Annotated in this window: 10 protein-coding genes; 2 read left to right on the top strand and 8 right to left on the bottom strand. The window is 63.5% G+C overall.

Annotation, left to right across the window (positions count from 1 at the left end; translation table 11 throughout):
• Positions 1–6: 6 nt before the first annotated feature.
• A complete protein-coding gene (gene iolD / locus NLN62_RS36565) occupies positions 7–1,878 on the bottom strand; it encodes a 3D-(3,5/4)-trihydroxycyclohexane-1,2-dione acylhydrolase (decyclizing) (protein ID WP_027524179.1) in 1,872 nt (623 codons plus the stop codon).
• A 168-nt stretch (positions 1,879–2,046) separates the two neighbouring features.
• Here iolD and NLN62_RS36560 point away from each other — a divergent pair, with 168 nt between their 5' ends.
• A complete protein-coding gene (locus NLN62_RS36560) occupies positions 2,047–3,177 on the top strand; it encodes a Gfo/Idh/MocA family protein (RefSeq protein ID WP_027524178.1) in 1,131 nt (376 codons plus the stop codon).
• Between the two features lie 48 nt (positions 3,178–3,225).
• Here the strand turns inward: NLN62_RS36560 and NLN62_RS36555 are convergent, their stop codons facing one another.
• The 7 genes from NLN62_RS36555 to NLN62_RS36525 all read right to left on the bottom strand — a co-directional run bounded on the left by NLN62_RS36555 (position 3,226) and on the right by NLN62_RS36525 (position 12,480).
• Positions 3,226–4,860 (bottom strand): NAD(P)/FAD-dependent oxidoreductase, encoded by a 1,635-nt coding sequence (locus tag NLN62_RS36555; protein WP_027524177.1) that lies wholly within the window; start codon positions 4,858–4,860, stop codon positions 3,226–3,228.
• A 261-nt stretch (positions 4,861–5,121) separates the two neighbouring features.
• Positions 5,122–6,702: a glucose 1-dehydrogenase gene (locus tag NLN62_RS36550; RefSeq protein ID WP_254112010.1), complete on the bottom strand. Its 1,581-nt coding sequence runs from the start codon at positions 6,700–6,702 to the stop codon at positions 5,122–5,124.
• 33 nt (positions 6,703–6,735) lie between these two features.
• A complete protein-coding gene (locus tag NLN62_RS36545) occupies positions 6,736–7,272 on the bottom strand; it encodes a nuclear transport factor 2 family protein (protein ID WP_254112009.1) in 537 nt (178 codons plus the stop codon).
• Positions 7,273–7,298: 26 nt separating this feature from the next.
• A complete protein-coding gene (locus tag NLN62_RS36540) occupies positions 7,299–9,422 on the bottom strand; it encodes an acetate--CoA ligase family protein (RefSeq protein ID WP_254112008.1) in 2,124 nt (707 codons plus the stop codon).
• A 9-nt stretch (positions 9,423–9,431) separates the two neighbouring features.
• Positions 9,432–10,325 (bottom strand): SMP-30/gluconolactonase/LRE family protein, encoded by an 894-nt coding sequence (locus NLN62_RS36535; protein WP_254112007.1) that lies wholly within the window; start codon positions 10,323–10,325, stop codon positions 9,432–9,434.
• Positions 10,326–10,410: 85 nt separating this feature from the next.
• Positions 10,411–11,640, bottom strand: coding sequence for an ABC transporter substrate-binding protein (locus NLN62_RS36530; protein ID WP_254112006.1), 1,230 nt, complete (start codon positions 11,638–11,640; stop codon positions 10,411–10,413).
• A 78-nt stretch (positions 11,641–11,718) separates the two neighbouring features.
• Positions 11,719–12,480 (bottom strand): SDR family NAD(P)-dependent oxidoreductase, encoded by a 762-nt coding sequence (locus NLN62_RS36525; protein ID WP_027524171.1) that lies wholly within the window; start codon positions 12,478–12,480, stop codon positions 11,719–11,721.
• 149 nt (positions 12,481–12,629) lie between these two features.
• On the opposite strand from NLN62_RS36525, the gene NLN62_RS36520 reads away from it, so the two are divergent.
• Entirely contained in the window at positions 12,630–13,445 is an 816-nt protein-coding gene (locus tag NLN62_RS36520) for an IclR family transcriptional regulator (protein ID WP_254112005.1), read from the top strand.
• Positions 13,446–13,453 lie beyond the last annotated feature (8 nt).

Raw genomic sequence — 13,453 nt, 5'->3', positions numbered from 1 at the left:
GGCTCATCACACTCCGATGCGCTGCTTCGCGCGGATCTCGTCTTGCTGCTTGCGCGCGCTTCGAACCGTCTCGCGCGAAGATACTTGGGGCACGCCCACGTCCCAATCCGCGTCGCCGGGAACCCACGAATACGCATCCGAGGCGATCGAAAGCACAGTCGTGCGATCGTTGCCTTTGGCCCATTCGAGCGCGGCAACAAGATCGGCAAGGCTCTCGCAACGCCGCGCAGCTGCCCCCATGGACTCGGCGTGCTTGGCAAAATCAACGTGAGGAGGATTGTCGCGATTCTGAACTCGACAATCGGTCAACAAGTTGTTGAAGCCTGGCACGCCTTTGAATTGTTGCAACCGGTTGATCACCGCGAACCCGCCATTGTCACAGACCACAACGATCATCTTGTGACCGCTCAGAACTGTCGAATAGATGTCCGAGTTCATCATCAAATAGGTGCCGTCGCCCACCATCACGATCGGCGTGCCGCCGAGTCCTCCGGGTCCGGAACTGGCCATCGCATGGCCCCAACCCGCCGCGACCTCGTAGCCCATGCAAGAGAAGCCGAACTCGAGGTCGAAGGTGTTCGGCGCCTTGACGCGCCAGCCCTTTGCCACTTCGCCAGGCAAGCCGCCGGCGGCTGAAATCAAGATATCTCTCTCCCCGGCGGACGCATTCACTGCCTGGACTATCTGCGCGTAAGTCGGCACCGGAGCGTTACTGGGGGCCTGCAGTGACTCGAGCAGCGCGTCCCATTCCCTGAAGAGCAACTGAGCACGCGCCATGTGGGCGGGGTCGACGCGCCACGCGCCGAGCGCCGCATCGAGTTCTTCAATCGTCTCCCGCGCGTCGCCCACCACCGCCAGCGCACGATGCTTCACCGCATCGAACCTGGCCGCGTTGATCGAGATGAAACGCGCGTCCGCGCTGAAGGCGGTCCATGATCCCGTCGTAAAATCCTGAAGGCGCGTCCCCACCGCAAGGATAACGTCGGCTTCGGCTGCAAGCGTATTTGCTGAGGTTGAGCCGATAATTCCGATCGGCCCCGCATGGGCCGGGTGATAGTGGGTCACCGCGCCCTTGCCGGCGATCGTCTCCACAATAGGAATTCCGCGCTTCACCGCAAAATCTGCGACGACGCTCCCCGCCAGCGAGTAGCGCACGCCGCCGCCGGAGATAAGGATCGGTTTATTCGCGGTCTTGAGCAGTGCGGCCGCTTCCGCGAGTTTCCGACGATCGGGACGCGGACGCGGGATGGTCCAGGTCCGAGACTCGAAGAAGAGCCCGGGGTAGTCAAAGGCTACCTCCTGGGTGTCCTGGGGCAGCGCGAGAAAGGCCGGGCCGCAGTCAGCCGGATCGAGCATGGCGGCCACGGCCTGCGGCAGCGAAGAGATGATCTGCGCGGGATGAGTGATCCTGTCCCAGTAGCGCGTGACCGCCTTGAAAGCGTCGTTCACAGTGACGGTCGGGTCGCCAAAATGCTCGACCTGCTGGAGAACCGGATCCGGCAGCCGGTTGGTGAACGTATCGCCAGCAATGAGCAGGAGAGGCAAACGATTTGCGTGAGCTGTTCCCGCCGCCGTCACCATGTTCAGAGCTCCGGGTCCAATGGACGACGTCGCTACCATGATTTGCCGCCGAAGCTTGGCCTTGGCGAAACCGATAGCCGCCAACGCCATCGACTGCTCGTTCTGTCCGCGCCAGGTGGGCAGACGATCCTGCACCGCCTCCAGGGCCTCGGACAGGCAGGTCACGTTCCCATGACCAAAAATGCCGAAGACGCCGGCGAACAGGGGCACGCGAACACCGTCGATTTCAGTGAACTGTTGGGTCAGCCATCGCACCAGGGCCTGGGCCATGGTGAGGCGGATCGTGGCGCCGGTCATGCGGTCTCCTCCCGTGACGGTTTGTGAGGAACATAACTCCTTGCATTGAATATTGACAATATTGTTTTTTCGCAACAATTATTGCTATCAATGTCTTCCGATCAGAACTTGCTCGATTTTTTCGTAGGTCGCTTCAACTCCGACCTATCGTGAACAGGGATTTCGGACATGACCAAACCGAAGCTTCGCATCGGCCTCATCGGTAGCGGATTCATGGGTAAGACCCACGCTTTCGGTTACTCCATCGCCGCGCGTGTCTTCGACCTCCCCTTCGAGCTGGAACTACATACGATCGCGGACATTAGCGACGAGACGGCCGCGAAAGCAGCCTCCGCCCTGGGCTTCGCGCGCTCGACCTCGGACTGGCACTCGCTCGTGGCGGACCCAGCTATCGACGTCGTCAACATCACCACGCCCAACGCGCTCCACAAGGAAATGGCCTTGGCTGCGATTGCCGGGGGCAAACATGTATATTGCGAAAAGCCGCTGGCGCCGCTCGCGACCGACTCCCGCGAAATGGCCGACGCCGCCGAAGCGGCCGGAGTAAAGACGCAAGTCGGTTTCAACTATCTTTGCAACCCCATGCTGGGCCTCGCACGCGACATGATCGCGGCGGGAGAACTCGGCGAGATACGCGGCTACCGCGGGGTGCACGCCGAAGACTACATGGCCGATAACGCCGGGCCGTTCACCTTCCGGCATGACCCGGCGGGCGGCGGCGCGCTGGCCGACATTGGCAGCCACGCACTAGCCACCGCCGAATTCCTGTTGGGTCCAGTCGCCGGACCGATCATCCGCGTCATGGGCGATTGCGTCACGATGATCAAGGAGCGTCCAGATGGCAAAGGCGGTCGGAGGCGCGTCGAAGTCGACGATGTCGGCAGAGCTTTCCTTCGTTTCGCGAGCGGCGCCTCCGGATCGATCGAGGCGAATTGGATTGCGACGGGGCGGAAGATGCAACACGACTTCGAGGTCTATGGAAGCAGAGGCGCCCTCGCCTTCAGCCAGGAACGATTCAACGAGTTGCACTTCTTCTCGACCGATGACCGCCCTGGCCGCCAGGGATTCCGCCGGATCGAGGCTGGCCCGGATCACCGGCCGTACGGCCTCTTCTGCGTCGCGCCAGGCCACCAGCTTGGTTTCAACGACCTGAAGGCGATCGAAGCCGCGGGGTACCTTGACGCTATCGCTGGACGCCGGCCGGAGCCATTCAACTTCCGCGCTGGCCTGCGTATCCAAACGCTCGTCGAGACCATTCACGCTTCAAGTCGTGCTGAAGCGTGGAAGGACGTTCCTTGAGCATTCCTCGTTTGACAATCGTATTGCAATGAGATCGCGGAGCGACCGTCAGGCCGCCGCCGGGGTTCGTCCGCGCTCGAAGACGAAGTCACGATACCCCGCCTGTGCAACGGCGGCGCAATACTCCCGATACTTCGGAAATCCGCCCGTGAAGAGCGTGAGCCCGAGCGGCTTGTCCTTGACGTTGGCGCCGAGATACCAGGTCTTCGCCTTGTTGAGCAGCGAGCGCTGCGCGATCCTGACCACGAGCTCCATCCATCCATCTTCCGCCGCTTTCGTCGGCTCGACGGTGGCAAGACCGTGATCGGCCATGTGCGTGATCAGGTTCGCAATCCAGTCGACGTCGTTCTCGCTGATCCTGACGATGTTGGCCAGCGCAGCCGGGCCGTTCGGCCCCGTGGTCATGAACAGGTTCGGGAAACCTTCCATCATCAGGCCGAGATAGGACCTCGCACCGTGCTTCCATTTGTCGTTGACCTTGCCGCCGCCGCGACCGACGACATCGAAGGCCGTCAGCGCGCCGGTGAGCCCGTCATACCCGGTCGCGAGGATCAGCATGTCGAGCTCGGTTTCGCCTGTCTCGGTCCGCACGCCCTTCTCGGTGATTTCGAGAATGGGATCGGCGATGCAGTCCATCAAGTGGACATGGGGCAGATTGAACGTCTCGTAGTATTCGGTGTCGAGGCATGGCCGGCGGGCGAAGATGGGATAGCCGCGCGGCTTGAGCTTTTCCGCTGTGAGGGGATCCGTGACGACGTCGCCGACCTTGCCCCGCACGAATTCGGCGACATGGTCGTTGGCCTCTTCGTTGCTCAGCAGATCCGTAAAAGTCCCGAGCATAGCAAGGCCGCCGGCCTTCCAGGCGTCTTCCATGAGCTCGCGACGTCGCACCGGCGTCACGCTGAAGAAGGCTCGGGTGGTCCACGGCCGCACGCCGCCGTTCGGGCTGTTGCGGGCAGCCTCGCGAAGCCCGGCGTAATTGCGCTTGACCTCGGCGACGTAGTCCGGCTCAAGCTTCTGGTTGCGCATCGGCATGGTGAAACTTGGCGTGCGCTGGAAGACGAAGAGCTCGCCGGCCTTCCGGCCGACTTCCTGGACGATCTGGATACCGCTCGATCCCGTGCCGATCACGCCGACGCGCTTGCCGGCGAAGCTCACTGGATGATGCGGCCACTTGCCTGCACGCAGTAACTCGCCCTTGTAGCGCCCGATGCCCGGGATCTGTGGATCCATGGGGACCGACAGCGGTCCGGTCGCCATCACGCAGTAGGTTGCCTCGACCGTCTCGCCGCGATCAGTCGTGACCTTCCAGAGCTTGCGCGTCTCGTCCCAGGCGGCGCTGGTGACGCGGGTGTTGAATTGATAGTGCTTGCGCAGATCGAGCCGGTCGGCCACGAAGTTGAAATAGGCGAGAAGCTCGGGCTGGGACGCGAATTCCTCCGACCACGTCCATTCCTGCTCGATCTCGGGAGAGAACGAATAGCTGTAGTCAACGCTCGGGAGGTCGACCCGCGCGCCCGGATAGCGATTCCAATACCACACGCCTCCGACATTGCCGCCCGCCTCGAATGCCGCGAGCTTGAGGCCCATTTCCCGGAATTTGTAGACGGCGTACAAGCCGCCGAAACCGGCGCCCACGACGACGATGTCCAGGCGTTGTGCACCCATCTCAGAGTTGCTCATCTCGGGCATTTCCTCGCTTGCATCGTTGGCTTTAGTTGGAGCGGCGATTGACGATGTGCCGCTTGCGAAACCGCATACGCTTGGCCACAGCATCGTCTTGAAAACCATCTCATGAGTTCTGCAGCGCCACTACCGCTTTGACGGCGTGTGGGTTGAGTTTCACATCTATGAAAGAGAACGAGCGCGTCGCGAGACCTGTACGGGCGTCAAAGGTCACGCCCTGCCGAAATGCATCAGCAATCACTGCACACTGGCTGGTCATCAATCGCTCGTGGTGCTCGCATCGCCGGCGTCGCCGAACGCTGTCCAGCCGCCGTCGACATAGAGGATCGACCCGTTGATGTAGGATGCCTCCGGCGAGGCCAGGAAATAGGCAGCCTTGGCGATCTCCGCCGGCTCGCCGAAGCGGCCGAGCGGAACGCGGCGCCGGATCCGCCCGCTGTCAATGCGGCCCGCCGCCTGCAATGCGGCCACGCCCGGAGTGTTGATATAGCCCGGCGCAATAGTGGCGGTGCGCAACCCTGTAGGACCAAGCTCAGCCGCCATACATCGCGTCAGAATGTCGATGGCCGCCTTCGAGGCGCCATAGGCGTGGCGCGGCGCGAACGGCAGGAACGTGTTGATCGAGCCGAGATTAAGAATGACGCCGCCGCCACTCATCAGCCTGATCGCCTCGCGGGCGCAGAGAAATGCACCGACGACATTCACCTCCAACACCTTGTCGAGATCCGCCGCAGACTGATCGAGCGCCGGCACGAAACTATCGGCCACCGCCGCATCGTTGACCAACACGTCTATGCGACCAAAGCGCTGCCTGATCGCGGCAAACAGCGCCAGCACGTCCTGCTCTGACGAAACGTCCAGTGCGACGGCCATGTGTTTCGTGCCGAGCGCGCGCACCAGGTCGGCGGCGCGATCGCCATCCTTATCCGCGACGACCACGGTGTCGCCTCCGGAGGCAAATTGCCGAGCGATCGCCTCGCCGATGCCGTTGGCGCCACCCGTCACCACAACGATACGCTCCCGCGAATACCGTTCGGGCCTCGCCAGTTCGGCGTCCGGCGTCCCGGCGACCGGTGGGTGCGCATCGCCTGGCTGATTGAAGGATTGCCAGCCGCCGTCGACGACGAGAACCGCCCCGGTTACATAGTCCGCCGCCGGCGAGGCGAGGAAGCGCGCCACAGCAGCGATCTCATCCGGCCGCCCCATGCGCCCGAGCGGAATGCGCCGCCGAACCAGATCGAGATTCGCCTTGCCCGAGCGTTCAAGCTCCGCGACCATGGGGGTGCGGACATAGCCCGGCGCAATCGCCACGACGCGAATGCCATGCTTCGCCCATTCGCAGGCAAGCGACCGCGTTGCCGAGATCAATCCTGCCTTGGACGCCGCATAGGCGTTACGCTTCGGGTTGCCGAGCACGCCCGCCAGCGACGCAACGTTCACGATGACGCCGCCGAGCCCCATCATGCGCCTCGCCACCTCGCGCGCGATAACGAAGGGGCCGCGCAGGTTCACGCTCAACGCCTTGCGAAACGAGGCGACGTCCGTGTCGACGGTCGCCGCCATGGTTGGTCCGAGTGCTGCGTTGTTGACGAGAACGTCGATCCGTCCGAATCGCCGCTCGATCGCGGCGACGAGGCCCACGACTTCATCTTCGGAAGCCACATCGCAGTGGAACGCCGCATGCCCGTCGCCAAGCGACGCCGTGACGTCGACGACATCGGTGCACGGCAAATCGACGGCCGCGATGATATCGCCGTCCCGGTGGAAGGCTTCGAGCAGCGCACGGCCGACGCCCCCGGCCGCTCCCGTGATGACGACGACGCGCCTCCGCTTTTTCATCGTTGCCCTTCCCCTCGCCGCGACGGCGTAGTCTTACGTACCGCGCGCCTCGGCCAGAATTTCATGAATGGGATCGTTCGGGTGCGGCGCGCCAATCGGCATACGCGGGCCAAAACGGACCTCCTCGCTCTCGGTGGGCACTGCCTGCTCCTCGAGCCAATCGAACGCCACGATGCGGCGCGCGACGCGCCACTCACTGCCGCGCTTTTCGAAGAGATCGCAATAGCGCCCGGCTATGAGAAACTGCCGCACGACTCCGTCCTTGCCTGGACCACGCTGCAAGGCAAGAAAATAGGTCTCGACCGCGGCACGCGTCGGCCCGACGAGTTCAATCAAGATGTTGCCGACCTGATGGACGTTGCGTGCGCCGCTCTTGAACACCTCGCGAGCCCAGAGAAAGAAGCCCTCGACCGGCCCCGAATAGACGCCGTGCCGATCGGTCGCGTCGGGCCAATAGGAGCTACGCAGCGTGGCTTCGTCGGCCCGGTCGATGCCCCGACAGTACCGGTAGATGCAATCGCGGATCGCCTCCCGGTCCAGGAACTCGGTCAGCTTTGCTTGGTCGGCCATATTTCCCTCTTCTTAACAACCTGCCATCAATCGCGAGACGCGGCGCCGCATGGCACCAGCAACGCGTCGAGCGGCACGACACCCTCGCCGCGCGGCATCACCAGAACCGGGTTGAGATCGATGCTTTCGATCACGTCGGCATTGTCGGCTGCGAATTGCGAAAGCCGCGACAGCATCGCCGCCAGTGCATCGACGTCAGCCGGCGGGGCACCGCGCACGCCTTCCAGCACGGCAAAGCCTCGAATCTCGCGGATCATCCGCTGCGCCTCGGCGACATCGAACGGCGCGACGCGGAAGGTCACGTCCTTGAGCACCTCGACGAGGACGCCGCCGAGCCCGAACATCACCACGGGACCGAAGGACGGATCCCGCACCACGCCGACAATGGTCTCCACACCTCCCCTGATCATCGGTGAGACGATGACGCCCTCGATCCGCGCGTCAGGCCGCTTGGCACTGGCACGGGACAGGACGGTGCGGGCGGCTTCGCGGGCCTGCGCCTCGTCGCGCGGACCGACGATCACTCCACCGATCTCGGTCTTGTGCGCGATGTCCGGCGAAGAGATCTTCACCACCACCGGAAAGCCGATCGCCGCGGCGGCCGCGCCGGCATCCTCATCCGGTCGCACCAGCACCTCCTTCGGAAAGGCAATACCGGCCGCCTGCAACAGTGATTTCGCTTGGTACTCGCTGAGCGCGCCATCCGGCGGCGCGATGCGCGAGCCGGCGGTCGGAGCCGTGCTCGCCTGCTTCGCGGCGTCGAAGCTGCGGCGAAACCAGACCAGCGCAGCCAGCGCGTTCACCAGCGCCGAGCCATCCTCGAAGATCAGGAAGCCGTCGTCCTCATAGGCGCGGACGATCTCCGGCGGCGCGGACATCGACAGCGCCAGGATCCGCCCTTGATGTCCGGCCGTCGCAGTCCGCAGCACCCGGCGCAACGAGGCCGAAAACGTGGGGCTCGCCGGTCCACTGCCAAAAATGCCGGCGAAGAGGTGATAGCCGCCCTTCTCCAGCATCGCGGCAATGTAGCTCGTCATCAGCGGGAGGTCCGTGAGCGCCTGCGCCGTCGCGTCGACCGGATTGCGCGGCGATGCGTAGGGCAGCATCGCCTTCAACTCGTCCTGCGCCGCCTCGGGCATTGGCGCGACGTCGAGCCCGCACGCCGATGCGTCGTCGGCCATCTGAATGCCGAAGCCGCCCGACAGCGTGAAGATACCGAACCTGTTGCCGGCGGGATAAAGCCCCCGCGCGCAGGCATAGGTTACGTCCAGGTGCTCGGCGGTGGTCCGCGCGCGATAGGCACCATATTGCCGCAACACCGCATCGAACACGGCATCCGACCCCGCCAACGCCGCGGTGTGCGAGCTCACCGCCTGGGCGCCGACATCGGAGCGACCGACCTTCAGGAAGACGATGGCCTTTTCCTTCGCCCGCGCAACCTCCAGTGCCTCGATGAACGTATCGCGATCGCGAATGCCCTCCGCGTAGGCCATCACGACCTTGACGTCGGGCTGGTCAATGACCCAACGCAGCGCTTCTGCGACGTCGATATCGCACTCGTTTCCGGTGGTGATCCATTGTCCGATGCCAAGGCCACGCTGGCGCGCCAAGTGGGCAATGTGGGAGCCATAAGCTCCGCTTTGCGAGACGACGGCGATCGGACCGGGCTCAACGAACGCGGCATCGAGGATCGCCGAGAATGTTCCGTAGTAGCCGATGCCGGCGTTGAACAGTCCAAGACAATTCGGGCCGAGCACGCGCATACCGCTCTCGCGGGCAATGCCGGCGATCTGGTCCTGGGCGAGACGTCCCTGCTCGCCTGCCTCAGCAAAGCCGGCCGAGAACACCACAGCCGCCTTGACCTTGCGATCCGCGCAGTCTCTCAGCGCCTGGACCGTGCCCTGAGCCGGCACTGCCAGGATGGCCACGTCCGGCACCTCCGGAAGCGCTGCGACCGAGTCGTAGGACCTGATGCCCTGGACGGTGTCCCGCTTCGGATTGACCGGATAGACCGCGCCCTTGAAACCGCCCTCGCACAGATAGCGCAAGGGACGCCCGCCAATGCGCGTAACATCATCAGATGCACCGATCAGCGCGATGGATCGCGGCTTGAAGAGAGGATCGAGCGAGGCTCGATGGTGGCGTATCAAGGCATGCTCTCAACTGGGAGGGACTGGATGGAGTCCGAATTGCGCTTCCGGCAAACCGGTCACGCCGAGGCCGTCGATCGCGAACAGAAAGCCGCCGTCCGGATGCCGCGAGACGGCGCGCCCCGATCCTGAATCCTTGATCGAGGTCACATAGAGCGTCGACAGATCGGGACCGCCGAAGGCGACCGACGAGGGCAAGTCGGTCGGCGCGTCGATGAGACGATCGAGCCGCCCTTGCGGGGTGAAGCGCGCAATCTTGCCCACCTGCACGAGCGCAACCCAGAGGCAGCCGTCGCAATCGACCGTCGCCCCGTCAGGCCCCGACTGATATGGCCCGGTGTCGATGACAACCCGCGGTTCCGGATCGAACGCGTCGCCGGACCCGTAGCTATAGGCGCGGATCGCGCGATCGAGGCTATCGGCGAAATACATGGTACGGCCGTCAGGGCTGAAGCAGAGCGCATTCGAAATGCGAATGCCGTGGGCGAGCACCGCGTGTGCACCACCGGCATCGATGCGAGAGAGCTGCCCCAGCGGCTCGGCGTGGACGCCCATGGTGCCGCAGAGAAACCGCCCCCAGCGATCGACCTTGCCGTCATTGAAGCGCACGCGCGGATCGCATGGATCTGGCCGGAACAGCGGTGTCAGTTCGCCTGAACCGAGATCGAGCCGGTAGATGCCATCCGCGAGCCCTGCGACGAGGGTGTCGCCCTGGCCGAGCCCGACCGAGCCAACCGTGGACGGCACGTCCCAGTGCCGCGCGATACCGCGCTCGGGTTCATAGGCATGGATCCGGCGCGAGACACCATCGACCCAGTAGAGCCGCTGTCGCGTGACATCCCAGACCGGACTTTCGCCAAGCTGTGCGGCCGTCGTCGATATCCTGCTCACTTGCAGCGCCATCAGAGGAATTCCGGCTAACTTTCGTCTCGCGAAGTTGGGGTGTGCGAGAGGATGGCGGGCCGGTCACTCCGGCCCGCCGCTGCGCCTACTGCGTCTTCAGGAGATCGCAGGTGCTTTCCGATGCCGGGCGCCAGGCATCCTCGGCTGGAATCGTGTCAGTAATCTCGTAGTAGTCATAAGGATATTTCGACTCGGCTGACGTCTTGATGCGGGCACCATACAGCGGCCGCATCACTTGTCCGTCGGCGCGGATGCTGACGCTCTTCATCTCGAAATCATCGATAGGCGTCGTCTTCATCTGACGCATCACCGCCTCGCCGTCGTCGGTCTGTGTCGCAGCAATCGCCTTAAGGTAGTGCGTGACGGCGCTGTAGGTGCTCGCCTGCGCCTCGTTGGGGACCCGGCCGTTGAACGCCGCCTGATAGCGCTTTGCGAAGGCGCGCGTCTCATCCGTCATGTCCCAGTAAAAGGGAGTCGTCAGGCGCACATTTTGCAGCGGCTGGAGTCCAATGCTGTGCGTCTGATTGATCATCAGCCCCAGTGGAGCAAGCTGCTGCTTCTGCGTCAGCCCGAATTCCTGCGCCTGCTTCATCGCATTGGCAAAGTCCGAGCCCGAATTCGCCAGCGCGATGACCTTTGCACCGCTCGATTGTGCCGTCAGCAGGAACGAGGAGAAGTCCGAAGAATTGAGTGGATGCAAGACGGAACCCACGACCTCGCCGCCACCGGCCTTGATGAAGTTCGTGGTGTCAGCCTGCCAGGCCTTGCCGAAGGAGTAGTCGACGGTGACAAAGAACCAGGTGTCCAGCCCCCTCGCCACCAGCGATTTCACCGTCGCCTTCGGCAGCGCATAGGTGTCCATCGCCCATTGCGTCGTCATCGGCGAGCATTTTTCGTTGGTGAACACCGAGGCCGCCGTTCCTGCCAGGAGATAGGGCTTCTTCCGGCTCTTCATGACGTCTTGCACGCCAAGCGCAATCGAGGACGCCGAGCAGCCGACGATCGCATCCACCCCCTCATTGTCCAGCCAGCGCAACGCAATGGAAACGCCGATGTCCGGCTTGTTCTGATCGTCGGCCACGACGAGCTCGATCTTCTTGCCGTTGACGGCGCCGCCAAAGTCGCTGATCGCCATTCGTGCTGCGACAACCGAACCCGGCCCGCAATTGTCGGAGTAAGGACCCGTCTGGTCGTTCATGACGCCAATCTTGATGACGTCCCCGGAAATTCCCTGCGCCAAGACCGGTGACGCGGCAAACGCTATTGCACCCGATAGGATCGCCATGGCGGCGAGGTAAGCAGCCGACAGTCTCATTTCTTCCTCCCTATAACTCGCGGATCCGCCCCGGATCTTCTTGTTGTTGCGGGCGGCCAAAGATCATTTGATGTACGCTCAAGAGAACGCGTAGGTAATCCCTCCATCGACGAACAACATGTCGCCGGTGATGAAGCTTGCCTCGTCGCTTGCAAGAAACACTGCCGCATTCGCAACGTCGCGAGGCTCACCGAGACGCCCGATCGGCACACGCGCGCGGCGCCGCTCCCACGCCTCCTCGCTAACGACGAGATTGGCACCATCGGTCGGCGTCGGCCCCGGCGCTATCGCGTTGACTCGGATTCCGCGCGGCCCAAATTCGGCCGCGGCAGAGCGCGTTGCGCCCGCCACCGCAGCCTTCACCGCGCTGTACATCACGCCATTCGCCATCGCGAGCACAGCAGACGGGGATCCGATATTCACGATGGCGCCGCCGCCGGCTGCGGTCATTGGCGCCAGCACCGCCTGATAGCCCCAGATCACGCCCTTCAGGCCGACATCAATCATCCGGCCGACCATCTCCTCGCTCTGCTGCTCCAGCGGGCCGTAGCGATTCCACATCGCGTTGTTGACCAGGATGGTCGGCGGACCAAACGCCTCGACAAGACGATCAACCGCCGCAAAGACATGGGCCCGCAGGCCTGCATTGCCGACGATCGCAATGGCCTTGCCGCCGTCTGCGACGATTGCGCGCGCCGCGGCTTCGGCCACGTCCACCTTCAGGTCGAGCACCCCGACCGCCGCGCCCTCGCGCGCGAACGCTTCCGCGATAGCGCGGCCGATGCCCCGCCCTCCGCCAGTGACGAGCGCCACGCGCCCCTGCAACCTGCCGCTTCCCACGACGTCCTCTCCACCTCGGCCAGTCTTTCGCACCCTTGGCCTTGACTGGAGGCACCTTGTCATGCGCAGTTGGGTCAAACAAAATATAATTCATTTGTGAAGCCGACTTTCACATCCGTGAATTTTTAGCGGCGACGGGGACGCGAAACATGCAGGCGGCGGTAACGAAATCCGCGGCGATACCGGGTGGACCATCCACCGTGAAGTCGGCGCTACGCGCGCTGGAGATCCTTCAGTTCTTCATGAACGTTCGACAACCGCGCGCGATGTCCGAGATCGGGCTTGCGCTCGGCTATCCGCCGTCGAGCACGACCGTTTTGCTCAAGACACTCGTCAGCATGGGCTACCTGAATTACGACCGGCGCATGCGCGTCTACTTCCCGACGCCCAAGGTGACATCGCTCGGCGATTGGATTCCACGAGCTTTGTTCGGCAACAGCCGGACGCTCGAAGCCATGCATGACGTCCACGCGGCCACCGGCGAAACCGTTTCGATCGGCACGACGAACGATGTCTACCTGCAATACGTCAAGATCGTGCAATCGATCCACCCGCTTCGCTTCCACGTCGACGAGGGGACGCTGCGCCCACTGACTCAATCGGCCCTGGGCTGGCTCCTGATGTCAACGATGTCGGACGAGAAGGTCGACAACATCATTCGCCGCGCGAACATCGCCACGCCGAACGCGTCGGATCGCGTGAAGCTGCCCGACATGATGACTCGCATTCGACAGATCCGCGGCAAGGGGTATTGCTCTGCCGAGAACATTCCCATTCAGGGCGGCGCCACGATCTGCGTCCTGCTGCCCGTGACGATCCAGAATCAGCCCATGGTCATCGGCCTCGGCGGCGCCGCCGAACGGATCCGTCAGAATTTCAATCGCTACCTCGCGGTCCTGCAGCGGGCGGCGAAGTCGGTCAAGATGGACGATCATCTCGACAAGCAGATCGACATCGAGTTCTGACGCAGCAC

The organism is Bradyrhizobium sp. CCGUVB23 (assembly GCF_024199885.1).
Classification (GTDB): Bacteria; Pseudomonadota; Alphaproteobacteria; order Rhizobiales; family Xanthobacteraceae; genus Bradyrhizobium.
The sequence above is the reverse complement of the archived record's forward strand: the minus strand, read 5'-3'. Positions and strand labels throughout refer to the sequence as shown.